General features: G+C 73.0%; 12 protein-coding genes and 2 pseudogenes. 7 read left to right on the forward strand and 7 right to left on the reverse strand.

Annotation, left to right across the window (positions count from 1 at the left end; translation table 11 throughout):
* Position 1: 1 nt before the first annotated feature.
* From KK483_RS34580 to KK483_RS34595, 4 genes and pseudogenes are all read left to right on the forward strand, one after another.
* Positions 2-415, forward strand: coding sequence for a DUF742 domain-containing protein (locus tag KK483_RS34580; RefSeq protein WP_262009166.1), 414 nt, complete (start codon positions 2-4; stop codon positions 413-415).
* A 322-nt stretch (positions 416-737) separates the two neighbouring features.
* Positions 738-1682, forward strand: a complete 945-nt coding sequence (locus tag KK483_RS34585) for a nucleoside hydrolase (RefSeq protein ID WP_262009167.1) — start codon at positions 738-740, stop codon at positions 1680-1682.
* 525 nt (positions 1683-2207) lie between these two features.
* Positions 2208-2771: a type 1 glutamine amidotransferase domain-containing protein gene (locus tag KK483_RS34590; protein WP_262009168.1), complete on the forward strand. Its 564-nt coding sequence runs from the start codon at positions 2208-2210 to the stop codon at positions 2769-2771.
* A 146-nt stretch (positions 2772-2917) separates the two neighbouring features.
* Positions 2918-4090: pseudogene (locus tag KK483_RS34595) on the forward strand (Vms1/Ankzf1 family peptidyl-tRNA hydrolase).
* Between the two features lie 34 nt (positions 4091-4124).
* Here the strand turns inward: KK483_RS34595 and KK483_RS35590 are convergent.
* From KK483_RS35590 to KK483_RS34610, 4 genes and pseudogenes are all read right to left on the reverse strand, one after another.
* Positions 4125-4322: pseudogene (locus KK483_RS35590) on the reverse strand (cation transporter); the annotation flags it as partial.
* The gene (locus KK483_RS35595) at positions 4319-4528 is read right to left on the reverse strand and encodes a hypothetical protein (protein WP_399015832.1); all 210 of its coding nucleotides are present in this window, start codon (positions 4526-4528) and stop codon (positions 4319-4321) included. The pseudogene KK483_RS35590 and the gene KK483_RS35595, both read right to left, overlap by 4 nt.
* A gap of 416 nt (positions 4529-4944) precedes the next feature.
* Positions 4945-6828 (reverse strand): transketolase, encoded by a 1884-nt coding sequence (locus tag KK483_RS34605; protein WP_262009169.1) that lies wholly within the window; start codon positions 6826-6828, stop codon positions 4945-4947.
* A gap of 21 nt (positions 6829-6849) precedes the next feature.
* Positions 6850-8268: an NAD(P)/FAD-dependent oxidoreductase gene (locus KK483_RS34610; protein WP_262009170.1), complete on the reverse strand. Its 1419-nt coding sequence runs from the start codon at positions 8266-8268 to the stop codon at positions 6850-6852.
* Between the two features lie 338 nt (positions 8269-8606).
* Between KK483_RS34610 and KK483_RS34615 the strand changes: the two genes are divergently transcribed.
* Complete coding sequence (locus tag KK483_RS34615) at positions 8607-9212, forward strand: ATP/GTP-binding protein (RefSeq protein WP_262009171.1); 606 nt, start codon at positions 8607-8609, stop codon at positions 9210-9212.
* On the opposite strand, the gene KK483_RS34620 is transcribed toward KK483_RS34615, so the two are convergent.
* Positions 9196-10104 carry an AraC family transcriptional regulator gene (locus tag KK483_RS34620; RefSeq protein WP_262009172.1) on the reverse strand — a complete coding sequence of 303 codons (909 nt, stop codon included), beginning with the start codon at positions 10102-10104 and terminating at the stop codon, positions 9196-9198. The genes KK483_RS34615 and KK483_RS34620 overlap by 17 nt on opposite strands.
* A 286-nt stretch (positions 10105-10390) precedes the next feature.
* Between KK483_RS34620 and KK483_RS34625 the strand changes: the two genes are divergently transcribed.
* A complete protein-coding gene (locus KK483_RS34625; RefSeq protein WP_262009173.1) occupies positions 10391-11233 on the forward strand; it encodes a phytanoyl-CoA dioxygenase family protein in 843 nt (280 codons plus the stop codon).
* 113 nt (positions 11234-11346) lie between these two features.
* Here KK483_RS34625 and KK483_RS34630 read toward each other — a convergent pair whose 3' ends face one another.
* The gene (locus KK483_RS34630; RefSeq protein WP_262009174.1) at positions 11347-11775 is read right to left on the reverse strand and encodes a PPOX class F420-dependent oxidoreductase; all 429 of its coding nucleotides are present in this window, start codon (positions 11773-11775) and stop codon (positions 11347-11349) included.
* 179 nt (positions 11776-11954) lie between these two features.
* Between KK483_RS34630 and KK483_RS34635 the strand changes: the two genes are divergently transcribed.
* Positions 11955-12368: a roadblock/LC7 domain-containing protein gene (locus tag KK483_RS34635; RefSeq protein ID WP_262009176.1), complete on the forward strand. Its 414-nt coding sequence runs from the start codon at positions 11955-11957 to the stop codon at positions 12366-12368.
* Between the two features lie 36 nt (positions 12369-12404).
* Here the strand turns inward: KK483_RS34635 and KK483_RS34640 are convergent, their stop codons facing one another.
* Positions 12405-14201 carry an RICIN domain-containing protein gene (locus KK483_RS34640; protein WP_262009177.1) on the reverse strand — a complete coding sequence of 599 codons (1797 nt, stop codon included), beginning with the start codon at positions 14199-14201 and terminating at the stop codon, positions 12405-12407.
* Positions 14202-14232: the final 31 nt, after the last annotated feature.

The following is a 14232-nucleotide window of genomic DNA, read 5'->3' on the forward strand; positions in this document are numbered from 1 at the left end:
CATGAACGACGCCGGCGAGGAAAGCCAGGAGCACGAGGGAAGCCGCTGGTACGACGCCGACGCGGGTCCGCTCGTCCGCCCGTATGCCATGACCGGAGGCCGTACGCAGCCAGGTCCCGGTTCCGTGCGGTTCGACCTGATCGCCCTCGTCGACATCGCCCCCGACGCGGCGGGACGGGCCGAGGAGTCGCTCTTCGGCCCCGAGCACCGGGCCCTGCTCGACCTCTGCCGCGTCGAGACCCAGTCGGTCGCCGAACTCGCCGCGGACGCCGACCTGCCCGTCGGCGTCGTCCGCGTGCTCCTCGGCGACCTCCTCGAGGCCGGTTACGTCACCGTCCGCCGGCCCGTACCGCCCGCGCAGCTGCCCGACGAGAAGATCCTCCGGGAGGTGATCGAGGGACTCAGGGCGCTCTAGGGACTGTCGTCGAAGGAGCCTCGTCCGTCCGGAGGCCGGGCCCGGCGGTGTCTGGTGCGCGCGATCGCAAGGCAGAGGAGGGAGCCCATGGGGGGCACCTCCCGTGTCCGAAGGGCCACGGGGGACATAGGCGACCGGCGACAACGCGGCGTGGGGGCACCTCCCAGGCGCGAGTTCTGGGGGGAGCGTGCCAGGCGTCGCCGGGCCGGCGGGCCCCTTTCCGGCCGCCTGCACGTGTCCGGGCACGGCATGTGCCCCGGCGCACTCGGGAGGCAGACTGGTGGGGCACGCTTCCGACCGGACGCCGACGCCGAGGAGCACCGTGCCTGTCCCGATCATCATCGACTGCGACCCCGGGCACGATGACGCCGTCGCCATCCTGCTCGCGGCCGGGGATCCCGCGATCGACCTGCTCGCGATCACGACGGTCGCGGGCAACCAGGTGGTCGAGAAGACCACCCTGAACGCCCGACGGATCTGCACCGCGGCCGGAATCACGGACGTCCCCATCGCCGCGGGCTGCGCCCGGCCGCTGGTGCAACCGCTGTACGTGGCGGACGACGTGCACGGCGACTCGGGAATGGACGGCCCCCACTTCGGTGAACCCACCGTGGACGCTGTCGCGGAGCACGCCGTCGACCTCATGCACCGGATCCTCACCGGCCATCCGGAGCCCGTCACTCTCGTCCCGACCGCCCCGCTGACCAATATCGCCCTGCTGCTGACCCGCTATCCGGAGGTGGTCCCGCGCATCCGCGAGATCGTCCTCATGGGCGGCACGACCGAGCGCGGAAACCGCACGCCCGCCGCCGAGTTCAACATGTACGTGGACCCCGAGGCCGCCGACATCGTCTTCCGCAGCGGGGTACCGGTGACCATGTGCGGGCTCAACGTCACGCACCAGGCGCTCGCGACGCCCGACGTGCTCGCCCGGCTCGACGGGCTCGGTACCGAACTCGGCCGCATCTGCGTCGAGTTGATGACCTACTTCGCCTCGACGTACCGCCGCCTGTGGGGCTTCGAGGCCCCGCCGCTGCACGACCCGGTCGCCGTGGCCCGGCTCATCGACCCCTCGATCGTGGAGTGCGCCGACGCGAGCGTGGCCGTCGAACTGCGCGGCGAATACACCCGAGGAGCGACGGTCGTGGACCTGCACCAGTACCTGGACCGGCCCGTCAACGCGCGGGTGGCGGTCTCCCTGGACAGCGCGAAGTTCTGGGACCGGGTGGTCGCCGCCGTCGACGCGCTCGGGAAAAGGGAGGGATGACCGGGCGCCGCACACGCGGCCTCGTGACCGGCCGCCGTACGCGCGCGTGCCGACACGAAGCCCGCCCCGTTCCCGCCCCGGCTGCACGGCGTCCCGCAGGACCTCGTCCCGCAACCCAGCGCAGCAGCGGCTGATCAGCTTCCGGCAGACGGCTCGGCCGTGGCCTGACGGCTTCGCGGTCGAGGACGGGATCGGGAAACCGGTGCCGTCGTGCGTACGCATGATCACTCTCAGCTCCTGGAACGAGGTGCTGACGACGGTTGGCGGTCGCAGCGGTGCCGAACGGCCAGTGGACGCGGTCGAGCACATTGGTACGCGTCCACACCCCCTGTCGGCGCAAACGCGGGCGCCGGGCGCCCCCGGCCATGCCTTCAGCGGCGGTCGGTCCGGCGATCCAGGCATAACGACGCGATACGGGGGTACCTGGGAGCCGAGCCAGGCCGCGTCCGGTGGCTCCGGTGGCATGCGCCCCCTTCCGCCCGCCGGACCGGCACGCCCAACGGGGGGAGAGGAGCGCCGACCATCATGAACATCGCCTTCCTCATGGCGCCGGAAGGCGTCGAACAGATCGAACTCACCCGCCCGTGGCAGGCCGTCGCCCGCGCAGGCGACACGCCTTTGCTGCTCTCCACGAAGCCCGGCCGCATCCAGGCATTCCACCACCTCGACAAGGCCGACAGCTTCCCCGTCGACCTCGTCGTCCCCGGCGGCGGCTCCGCGACCGACTTCGACGCCCTCGTCCTGCCCGGCGGCGTGGCCAATCCCGATGCGCTGCGGATGGACGAGAAGGCCGTGGCCTTCATACGGGCGTTCTTCGACGAGGGCAAGCCGGTCGCGGCGATCTGCCACGCGCCCTGGACCCTCGTCGAGGCCGATGTGGTGCGCGGCAGGAGTCTGACGTCCTGGCCCAGCCTCCGCACCGACATCCGCAACGCCGGCGGCATCTGGGTCGACGAACAGGTGAAGGTGTGCCGCGAAGGCCCGAACACGCTGATCACCAGTCGTAAGCCGGCCGACCTCGAAGCCTTCTGCTCGGCCCTCACGGACGAGCTGGCGAAGGAGTCCGCCGGGTCGGGCGCCCGGCCCTGACCCGGCGTCCCGGCCGGTCACGAGGTGTCGCCTCCGCGGTGTGGCCTCCGCGGAGGCGCCTGTGTCACGAGGGTCCGGCCGGGTAGGTGCACGGTCAGAGGACCCGAGGCCGTCGGAGAGTCCCCGGCGGGCCCTCGGGGCATGCCATGCGACTCGTACACCTCACCCCCCTCTACGAGCGCCCCGGCCCCTGGGCCAGCGTCTGCGTCGGCGTGCCCCGCGCGGCCCACGCGGCCGACGGGGCGGAGACGGCCGAGGCGGCCGAGTCGGTCGAGTCGGGCCCCGGCGAACGGGAGCTCGCCGCCCGCGAGATCTGCCGGGAACTGGGCCGCCAAGGCGTCGACGCGGCCACGGGCAGGGCCGTCCACGAAGCGCTGACCGAGTGGCCGGGAGCCGCAGGCGCGGAGGGCCGGGCGATCTACGCCACGCACGGCGAGGTCGTACTCGACTCGCCGCTCACCGCCGCGCCAGGGACCCCCGGGATCCACTGGGCGTCCCTGCCCCGGGTCGCCCCGCTGCTGGACCTCGCCGTCCAGGAACCGGTGTGCCTCGTCGCGTACGTCGACCGCACCGGGGCCGACCTCGAACTCCGCGGCCCGCTCGGCAGCCGCCCCGCGGGCGAGGCCGAGGGCAAGGACTGGCCCCTGTACCGCACCGCGGCAGCCGACTGGTCCGAGCGCCACTTCCCGATGCACGTGGAGAACAGCTGGGACGAGAACACCTGGGAAGAGAACGCCTCGCAGGTCGCCGCGGCGCTCGCGCTCTGCCAGGAGGAGACGCGGGCGGACCTCATCGTCCTCGTGTGCGGCGACCGCGAACGCCGCGCCGTCACGCAGCACCTGCCGCAGCCACTGCGCCCGCTCACCGTCGCCGCGGAGCACGGCGGTCCCGCCCGCGGCCCCGGCGCCCGGCTGCCCGACGAGGAGATCGAGCGCGCCCGGCGCGCCCATCTGCGCCGTATCGAGCGCACCGAGCTCGACCGCTACCGCGCGGCCGGCGCTCTCACGGCCGAGGGCCTGCCCGCCCTCGTTGTCGCGGCGCGCGAGCACCGGATCGCCGAGCTGCTCGTACGCCCCGAGGGACCCGACCCGTGCCGCGAGGTCTAGGTCGGCCCCGAACCCGACCAGATCGCGGTGGACCGCGGTGGCACGCGGTACTTCGGCGAGGAGCACGCCCCCGAGCCCGGACGCGCCGACGACGCCCTGCTGAGGTCGGCGGCGGTCAACGGCGCCGAGGTCCTGCGCGTCCACCCGGCGCCCGGCACCGGCGATCGCGGCGTCCCTGCGGGCGGACTCGGGGCCCTGTTGCGCCGCCCGTAGGCGGCCGTAGGCGCCCGCGGACGACGGACGAACGCGCGGCGAGCAGGAAGATCTCGTTGAGGCTGTCCGCCACGGAGTGCGCCGCCTCGGACAGCAGCGCGGGCGACGACGCCGCGAGCCCGCCGATCGACTTCGCGACGGCGATGACGAGGTTCGCGGCGAGGGCGACCACGACCGTCAGCCGCGTTCGCCGGTCGGCACGCTCGCCCTCCTCGCCCTTCCGACCCGTCACGACGACCTCACCGTCTGCCCACCGGCGCGCTCGGCCACCTTCCCAAGGGTCCTCCTCCGCCTGCCCGGCAGCTGCTCCCAGGCGAGCGGCGTGGTGACCGGCGCGCCGTCCCGGGTCCGCACGGAGAAGGGGGCGAGTGCCGTCTGCGCACATCCGTTGCGCTGTGCATCAAGGTAGAACCGATCGCCGCGCGCCGCTTTCCGCACCTGCGTGGCGAGCTACTGCGGCCGCTCAGCGGCGCGATGATGTGCACCTCTCGCGTGCCGGTCGTCAGCAGCACCGGCACCGGCCCCAGTTCGCCGCCCGGCTCCCCGAGGAGGAGGGCGGCACGCCGTACCGCATCGCACGTGCCGTCCGCGTCCCGCGACGACTCCGGCGACGCACGCCGGGCCGGCGAGCTGCACGAGGGTCGCGGTGGCGTCGCACAGCGTGTGCGTGACCGTACCGCCTACGTCCTCCTTCTCGGCCTCGGCCCGGTGCGGCGGGCCGGGGAAGCCGTCGGGCGGCTCCTTCCGCATGAACCGGCCTTGGCGCACCGACGCGGCGCCCGGCCCGCACACGTGCGTGTCGTACTCATCGTCGTCGGCTGCCCGCGGCCGGCGTCCGCCACACAGCCGCGGGCTCAACGCACCACGACCCGCTCCACCAGCAGCTTCACCGCCGCCGCGATCGACTCCGCATCGATGCCGGACGCGTGCAGCTGCTCCTCGGGCGTCGCCGACGCGGGCATGTTGCGCACGGCCAGGCGGGCGAGCCGCGGCACCGGGCGGCCGTCGGCGAACGCGTCCGCGACGGCGTCTCCCAGGCCGCCCTCAGGATGGTGGTCCTCGACGGTCAGCAGGCACCCCGTGGCGCCCGCCGCGTCGTTCAGCGCCTCGACGTCCACCGGCTTCACCGAGTACAGATCGATCACCCGCACCGGGATGCCGTCCTCGGCCAGTGTGTCCGCCGCCCGCAGCGCCTCATGGACGGTCGTGCCCGCGGCGACGACCGTCGCCCGGTCCTCGTCGCTGCGTCGCAGCACCCTGCTGCCGCCCACCGGGAACTCCTCGTCGGGCCCGTAGAGGACGGGCGTCGCGGCGCGGGTCGTGCGCAGGTAGCGGACTCCGTCCAGGTCCGCCATCGCCGCGACCAGCCGGGCCGTCTGATGGGCGTCGCACGGATAGAGCACGGTCGAACCGTGCACGGCACGGAACATGGCCAGGTCCTCGAGACCCATCTGCGACGGGCCGTCCTGGCCGATCGCCACCCCGGCGTGCGAACCGACGACATTGATCCCGGCCCGGCTCACCGACGCCATCCGCACGAAGTCGTAGGCCCGGGTCAGGAACGCCGCGAAGCTCGACGCGTACGGCACCCAGCCGCGCGTCTGCAACCCCACCGCCGCCGCGATCAGCTGCTGTTCGGCGATGTAGCACTCGAAGAACCGCTCCGGATGCGCCTTCTTGAAGTATTCCGCCCGCGTCGAGTCGCTGACCTCGCCGTCGAGCGCGACGACATCGCCGCGTGCGGAGCCGAGCGCCGCCAGCGCCTCCCCGTACGCCGTACGGGTGGCCTCCTCGGAGCCGGTGTCGTAGCGCGGCAGTTCCAGCGGGCCGCCTTCCAGCGGGCCGCCTCCCCGCGGGCCGCTGCCGCCGGGGCGCGCCACCTGCGCGGGTGGCGGCTTGCCTGCCTCCGCCCGTATGGAGCGCCGGCCGCCGAGTTCCGCGACGGCGGCCTTCGCGTCCGGGAGCGGCTTGCCGTGCTTGCCCTCCTGGTCCTCCACGGCGGCGACGCCCCGCCCCTTGAACGTGGCCGCGATGACCGCCGTGGGCCGTTCCGGTTCCCCGTCGGCCGCCGTCGCCTCGGTGAACGCCTTGTCGACGGCCTCGACGTCATGGCCGTCGACCTCGATCGTGTGCCAGCCGAACGCCCGCAGCCGCTTCCCGTACGCCTCCAGATCGTGCCCGTGCCGGGTCGGCCCGCGCTGTCCCAGCCGGTTGACGTCGACGATCAGCGTCAGATTGCCCAGCTGCTCGTACGAGGCGTGCTCGACGGCCTCCCAGACCGAGCCCTCCGCCATCTCGCTGTCCCCGGACAGCACCCACACCCGGTACGGCAGCCGGTCCAGGTACTTGCCCGCGAGCGCCACGCCGACGCCGATCGGCAGGCCCTGGCCGAGCGAGCCGGTGGCGACGTCCACCCACGGCAGCCGGGGCGTGGGATGCCCTTCGAGACGGCTGCCGAGCCGCCGGAACGAGAGCAGTTCCTCGTCGTCGACGGCTCCCGCCGCCTTGTACAGGGCGTAGAGCAGGGGAGAGGCGTGTCCCTTGGACAGGACGAGCCGGTCGTTCGCGGGATTGCCGGGATCGTCGAAGTCGTAGCGCAGATGACGGGCGAGCAGCACGGCGGCGAGCTCGGCCGCGGACATCGACGAGGTGGGGTGCCCCGAGCCGGCGGCGTCGGCCGCCCGCACGGCGTCCACCCGCAGTTGCTGGGCCAGTTCGGCGAGTTCCTCGTACCGCATGTGGCTGTGTCACTCCTTGTGTCACTCGGTGGCCCGGTGCGGTCCCTCCTTCGCCGGCGCACCGGCGACCCGGGCGAGTTCGGGGGAGGCCGTGTCCAGCGGCACCGACCACGAGCGGACCAGGCCGAGCTGCACGGCCTGACGCGGCAGCACCGCGTCGAGCAGCCAGTCGGCCGCCACCCGCACCCGGTTGCCCGGCATCGCCGCGAGGTGGTAGCCGCGGGTGACGGCGTCCGCGAGCGGCCCGGACAGGGGCACGCCGAGGGGGTTCGCCGCCGCCTTCAGACCACCCAGGTCGACGGCGAACCCGAGATCGTGGTGCTTGTACGGGCGGGCTTCGCCGTGCCCGAGGGACGCGGCGAGGTTCCGGGCCGCGGCGTCCCCCTGGCGGGAGGCGTGCTGCGCGGTCATCGGCGTCAGCTCGAACTCCCGCTCACCGTCTGCGCCGTGCCCGTCCGCCTTGCTGACGGGCCGGGTGAGATCGGGTACGGCGGCCGCGTCCCCGCACGCGAACACCTCGGGGTGCCCGGGCACGTTCAGCTGCGGCGTCACCAGCAGCCTGCCGCGCTCGACGGGCAGACCGACCCCGCCGACCAGCGGGTCGGGCCGCACACCGACGCACCAGACGAGCGTCCTCGTCGGCACGAACTCGCCGTCGTCGAGCCACACTCCGTCCTCGGTGGCCTCCCGGACCGACGTGCCCGTACGGACCTCCACGCCCCGGCTCCGCAGCACCCGGTCCGCCGTCGCGGACAGCCGCCGGTCGAGCTCGGGCAGCACACGGGGAGCGATGTCGAGGAGCAGCCAGCGGGGCCGGGTCCCGCCCGACCGCCAGGCGGACCTACCGGCCGGCCCGGGCCGGGCCGTCTGCGCATGCAGCGCGTCGGTGAAGAGTTTGCCCTGCGCGGCGACCTCGGTGCCCGTGTACCCGGCGCCGACCACCACGAACGTGCAGCGCGACGCGCACTCGCCGGCATCGGTCTCCGCCGCCGCGAGCTCCGTCTGCCGTGTGATGTGGTCACGCAGGTACAGCGCCTCGGGCAGACCGCGGAAGCCGTGGGCGTACTCGGCGACCCCCGGCACCGGCAGCAGTTTGTTCACGCTGCCGACGGCGAGCACGAGCCGGTCGTAGGCCAGTTCGGCGTGCCTGCCCTCCGGATCCGTGTACGCCACCCGGCGCGCCTCCAGGTCGACTCCCGCGGCCTCCCCGAGCACGAGCCGGACGCGGGGGAGGGTGTGCGCGAGCGACACCGTCACCCGTCGCGGCTCCAGGATCCCCGTCGCCACCTGGGGCAGCAGCGGGAGGTACAGGAAGTAGTCGGTCGGATTGAGCAGGACGATGTCGGCCCGGTCCCGGGGAAGCGTCCGGGACAGTGCCCGGGCGGTGCGGTAACCGGCGAACCCTGCCCCCACGATCACGATCACGATCCGGGACGGCACGGCGAAACGCCTCCCATGCGATGTGCTGCGGCTATGCCGGACATGTGCCTGGTTCGCTTCTCCGGGTGCCCGTCCACCGACCCCGCAAACGCTCGTCGCGACGACCGAACTGTCGCACCCACGCGAATTTCGAATTCATCCGTACATCAACTGTGACCGGAACAGTCACATCGCGCAAAAAGTGATCTCGCCACCCCGTCCAGGGCCCTGCTTGCCATACTGCTGACGCCACACAGAACAGGTGTACTGGTGCCGGCCTCTCGCTGAGCCCGCCGTCCCCGAGGCGGCTCTGACCTGGGGTTTCATTCGCGGCGCACAACCGACGAGAGAAGTGATCAATGCCCCCCGAGGTCTCTGGCAGCACCGGCGGAGAATCCGCCGCTCTCGCGCTGAAAATACTGGTCGCCGGCGGCTTCGGGGTCGGCAAGACGACCCTCGTCGGAGCCGTCAGCGAAATCCGCCCGCTGCGCACCGAGGAGCAGCTCAGCCGGGCCGGCCAGACGGTCGACGACACCGGGGGCGTCGATCAGAAGACCACCACCACCGTGGCCATGGACTTCGGCCGCATCACCATCCGTTCGGGACTCTCCCTCTACCTCTTCGGCACGCCGGGCCAGGACCGCTTCTGGTTCCTCTGGGACGAGCTCTCCCAGGGCGCGCTCGGAGCCGTCGTCCTCGCCGACACCCGCCGCCTCGAGGACAGCTTCCCCGCGGTCGACTACTTCGAGCACCGAGGCATCCCCTTCGTCGTCGCCGTCAACTGCTTCCCCAGTGCGCGCACCTACGGCGCACACGAGGTCTCCCGCGCCCTCGACCTGGACCGGGGCACCCCCGTCGTGCTGTGCGACGCCCGCGACCGCGACTCCGGCAAGGAGGTGCTCATCCGCCTCGTCGAGTACGCGGGCCGGATGCACACCGCCCGGCTGCTCAACTCGGTCGGCTGACCCGGACGCCTGACTCCGCCGGCCGTGAGCCCCGCGCGAGCCCGCCCGGCCGGTGAGCGGTGCGGTAGTCCCGCGGCCGGGTCCGCGTCAGCTCCAGGAAGCGGCGGTTGAAGTTCGACAGGTTCTGGTAGCCGCTGCGCGCCGCCACCTCGGTGACGGGCAGTTCGGTGGCCTCCAGCAGCCGGCAGGCGGTCTGGACGCGGAGCTGGTTGACGTAGTCCGTCAGCGTGCGCCCCATGGCCCGGCGGAAGAAGCGGCTGAACGAGGTCGGCGACATATGGACGAGTTCCGCGACCTCGGCAAGCCCCACGGGCCGGGTGTGCACCTCCTGCAGATACCGGCAGACCCGGTCCACGCGGTCCCGGACGCCCGTGTCCGGCGCGGGCGTGTAGCCCGGACCGGTGATCGGCTCGCCCGTGCCACTGCTGGCGAGCTCGTGCAGGGCGGCGAGCAGCGCGGTCGTGCGCGTGGCGGGGTCGAGCGAGGGAAGGACCGCCAGTGATTCCCGCAGTGCCTGCGGCGGCTGGGCGAAGAGCCACCCGCGGCTTGCCGACGCCAGCAGCGCCGCGACGTCCCGGAACTGGGGCAGCGCGAAGAACTCCGGGCCCAGGAAGTCCTCGCGGAACTGCGCCACGACCGCCTCCGAAACCCCGCCGGGACGGGCCACGGACGTGAAGGTGTGCGGCAGGTCGGGGCCGAGCAGCACCAACTCGCCGGGCCGGTACGGCTCGATGGTGGTACCCGCATAGCGCGTACCGCAGCCCTGGGTGATCAGCGTGAGCTCGTACTCCCGGTGGAAGTGCCAGGAGAAGTCGTACGCCTGCTCCCGGCGGACGAAGCTGGTCCACGTCGTGTCCGAGGGAACGCCGGGCTGCTCGAAGCGTGGTTTCACGCCGGGAAGGCTAGTTCGTGTCTTCACAGTCCCGTCTGCCCGGTGACGTCTGGCACGCTCGCTCGCGGCGTTGTCGTCGGTCGCCGATGTCCCCTGTGGCCCTTCGGGCACTGGAGGTGACCCCACCGCATGGACTCCGTCTTCCGCCGTGCGGATCGCACGCACCAGACACCGCCGGGCCCGCCCTTCGGACGAGGAGCACGAGGAGCGGCATGGGCAACTGCGTACCGGTTCCTGGCAAGCGGGGCGTGGTACCGGCCCGGACGCGGCTGCCAGGCTTGCCCGCATGACCGCCACCGCTGGGGCGCCAGCATCCACCGTGAACGAGCTCAGCCTTCCCTACGAGCTGCCGGACACCGCCGCCGCCGACTTCGCTCGCGACGGCTTCGTCCATCTGCCGAACGTGCTCTCGCCCGAGACGATCGGCGCCTACGAACCCGAGGTGACGAGCGAGGTCATCCGGCTCAACACCCAGCACCTGCCGCTGGCGGAGCGCGACACCTACGGCAAGGCGTTCCTCCAGGTGGGCAACTTGTGGGAGCACAGCGAGAAGGTGCGCCGGCTCGTCCACTCCCGGCGCCTCGCCGGTATCGCCGCCCGCCTCCTCGGCGTGGACGCGGTCCGGCTCTACCACGACCAGGCGCTGTACAAGGAGCCCGGCGGCGGCATCACGCCCTGGCACGCCGACCAGTACTACTGGCCGCTCGCCTCGGACCGCTGCTGCACCATCTGGCTTCCGCTGCAGGAGACCCCGTACGAGATGGGCCCGCTGGCCTTCGCGCGCGGCAGCCACCGGTTCTCCCACGGCCGCGACCTGCCGATCAGCGACGCGTCCGAGGCGCGGCTCAAGGAGGCCCTCGCACGGCAGGACTTCGAGGACGTCGTGGAGCCCTTCGCCCTCGGCGACGCGAGCTTCCACCTCGGCTGGACCTTCCACCACGCCTGCCCGAACCGCGGTACCGCCGCGCGCCGCGTCATGACGGTGATCTACATGGACGCGGACGCCCGCGTCGCCGAGCCGGTCAACGAGCACCAGAAGGCCGACCTCGGCTGGATGCCCGGCACCGGGACCGGGGAGATCCCCGACACCCCGCGCAACCCGGTGCTGTACGACGCGCGTACGGCCTGACCGCGCGAGCCCCGCCCCGCCCCGTCTCGCCGACGCCGACATCCGGGGCGCGCGGAGTCGGGGCGCGAGGGAGTCGGGGCCCGCGGGTCTCCCGGTCCGCCCGCCCGTGCCCGTCAGTCGGCCACCCCCGCCTCGGCCAGCACCTGCTCGGCCCGCACCCGTACGACCAGTTCGCCCGGCACGCCGTTGCGCGCGCCGAACTCCTCGGCGCGCTCCTCGCCCACGTACCGCGCGGCGATCCTCGTCGCCCACAGACGCAGCTCGGTCGGCTCCTCGCTGACCTCGGCACGGCCCCTGATCAGCACATACGCAAACGGCGGCCGGTCGTCGTCCACGCACAGCGCCACGCGTCCGTCCCGCACGAGGTTGCGGCCCTTGACCGTGCGCTTGCCCGTGTTGAAGACGATGTCGTCACCGTCGAGCACGAACCACACCGGCGCGACATGCGGACTCCCGTCCGCGCGCACCGTCGACAGTTTTCCCGTACGCGTCCCCTCGGAGACGAACGCCCGCCACTGCTCCTGTGTCATCTGCTTCGCCATGTCCGCCATCCTGCGACGCCGACGGCCTCCCGCGAAGGCGACTCTCCGCCGATCCGCCCGCCCGGCGGTCCCCGCTGACGCCGTGCGCCCCGGATGACGCCTTGCCCCAACGGGACCGGTGAGGAAGGCTTACCCGATACACGGGGCAACGGGGAACACATGAACGGGGAGGACTGTTAATGGCGCTGGACAAGGAACTCGACTGGCTCCTGGACGACCTGACCAAGCGGGTCGAGCACATACGGCACGCACTCGTGCTCTCCAACGACGGCCTGGTCACCGGAGCCAGCACGGGTCTCGAACGGGAGGACGCGGAGCACCTCGCGGCCGTCTCCTCCGGACTGCAGAGCCTCGCCAGGGGCTCGGGGCGGCACTTCGGGGCGGGCAAGGCCCGCCAGACGATGGTCGAGTTCGACGACGCGTTGCTCTTCGTCACCGCCGCGGGCGAGGGCAGTTGCCTGTGCGTCCTCAGCGAGGCGGAGGCCGATGTCGGCCAGGTCGCCTACGAGATGACGCTGCTGGTGAACCGCGTGGGCGAGCACCTCGCCGTGGACGCGCGGCAGCCCGGCCGCGTCACCCTCTCCGGCTTCTGACCGACCCGGGTCCCTGGATCCGCGCGGGACCGCCGGTCACGCTCCGGCCGTCCAGCGCTGGTCGCGGTCACCGTCGGCCGGGTCGAAGCCGAGGGCACTGCCCTCGGAGTCGCCGAGGGGCTCAAGGGCGAAATCCGGCGCGACCCGCGGGCGTATCGCCCCTGAACCGTCGACGGTGAAGAGCAGGTTGAGACCGTTCCTGCCGTCGACGGAGGCACAGGACCAGATACCGGCCCCGCGGTCGCTGTCGCCCCGCGAGTCGAGGCAGTAGCCGGGATCCGCCTTGCTGCGCAGCAGCCCGCTGGAGTCCAGGCTCCACTGCTGGGTCCGGGCACCGTCGCAGCGGGCCGTGACGACATCGGTGCGGTTCTCCATCACTCCGTCCTCGATGTCGAGGCACAGTCCGGTGTCCGCGTTGACCACCTGGACGTAGCCGCCTCCCGGGACGATCGGCGCGGGCCGGTGCGGTGCGTGCGTCGACACCGTGGGCGCGGGTGGCGGCGCGGCGGGGACCGTGGGCGAAGGCGCGGGACTCGGTGCGTGCGAAGGGCTCTTCGACGGCCTCCCGGAGGGGCTCGCCGGCGCGGTTTGGGTGGGTGTGGGGACGATTCCAGGAACGGTGTCCCGGGCATCCTGAGCCGGCGGTACCTCGGCGTGGCCGGGTGCCGGGGCGGGGCCGTCCGAGGCAACGGCCAGCACGGTGCCGGCGACGGCCGCGCCCGCCAGCGCTGCGGCGACCAGGACGCCCGAGCGCACCGGCCGCCGCGGATCCCACCCCGGCGCGGTGGCGGAGGGGATGAACGCCGTGAGGCCGACGGCTGCTTCCGGAGCGGCCGGCCGGGCCGGAACAAGGCCCGGCAGCCCGAGCACCGGGCCCTGGCCCTCGCCCTGGCTGTGGTTGTGGTTGCGGTTGCGGTCCTGGAGGTGGCCGTGGAGGTGGCCTCGGCCTCGGTCCGCATACGCGGCGCCGCCCCACCCCAGGAGGCCGTCGGCGAACACGGCCCGGGGGTCGGCCGCCATGCGTGCGAGCTCCGCGACCAGCCGCGTACAGCTCGGGCACTCCGCCAGATGGACCGTCAGATCCTCGCTGCGCCGCCCGTCCTCCGGCCGCGCCGCGGCCTCGATGATCCGGCGGAAGCCGAGGCACTTCCTTTCTCCGGCGCGCTCCAGGTGCGCCTGGATATAGGCATGGCGCAGAGCGTCCCGCGCCCTGTCCTGCAGCTCGGGGACGAGCCTCGGAGGGACGCCCAGGTACGAGGCGACCGTGGCGTCCGGCTCCTCGTCCACCACCGCGTACCAGAGGACGCCCCGCGTCGGCTCCGGCAGCCCGTAGAACGCCGTGACCATGGCGGACGACGCCTCGAAACGAAGCGGCCGCGGACCGGCCGCAGCGGCCGGACCGGGTGCATCGGCCGCACCGGCCGCACCGGCCGAAGAGTCCGCGGCGACATCGGCGTACTGGTCCGTCCACTCGGCGAAGCCGGACACGAGCCGTTCCCGCCTGCCGCCGGCAGCCCAGGCGGCGCCCGCCCGCTGAACGAGCATCAGCAGGTGGTGCCGCCAGGTCCCGCGCGGCCGGAGGCCCCGGAAGGCTTCCTTGGCGGCGAGGTCGAAGGCGAGGACGGCCAGCTGGTTCCCGGCGGTCTGATGGCGCCCGCAGAGCCGGGCGTAGTCCAGAACCGCGGGCAGGTGGCGGCGCTTGAGCTCCTGGGCCGCGGGATGGGCGTGAAGGGCGCCGGCCCGCAGTCGATCGGTGAGCTCGGCGTCCGAGAGGGTGGTGCAGTCCGTCTTCTCGTCCGCGGGAACCGGACCGAACCGTTGGAGCTCTGGCACCCTCTTGACCCCTCGTTCAGTACGGCAGTAC

The sequence above is a fragment of the Streptomyces sp. FIT100 genome (assembly GCF_024584805.1).
Classification (GTDB): domain Bacteria; phylum Actinomycetota; class Actinomycetes; order Streptomycetales; family Streptomycetaceae; genus Streptomyces.

Excerpts from the sequence above, each read along its gene's own strand:
- KK483_RS34580 (WP_262009166.1), top strand. The coding sequence starts at position 2 with ATGAACGACGCCGGCGAGGAAAGCCAGGAGCACGAGGGAAGCCGCTGG.
- KK483_RS34590 (WP_262009168.1), top strand. The coding sequence starts at position 2,208 with ATGAACATCGCCTTCCTCATGGCGCCGGAAGGCGTCGAACAGATCGAA.
- KK483_RS34605 (WP_262009169.1), bottom strand. The coding sequence starts at position 6,828 with ATGCGGTACGAGGAACTCGCCGAACTGGCCCAGCAACTGCGGGTGGAC.
- KK483_RS34615 (WP_262009171.1), top strand. The coding sequence starts at position 8,607 with ATGCCCCCCGAGGTCTCTGGCAGCACCGGCGGAGAATCCGCCGCTCTC.
- KK483_RS34625 (WP_262009173.1), top strand. The coding sequence starts at position 10,391 with ATGACCGCCACCGCTGGGGCGCCAGCATCCACCGTGAACGAGCTCAGC.
- KK483_RS34630 (WP_262009174.1), bottom strand. The coding sequence starts at position 11,775 with ATGGCGAAGCAGATGACACAGGAGCAGTGGCGGGCGTTCGTCTCCGAG.
- KK483_RS34635 (WP_262009176.1), top strand. The coding sequence starts at position 11,955 with ATGGCGCTGGACAAGGAACTCGACTGGCTCCTGGACGACCTGACCAAG.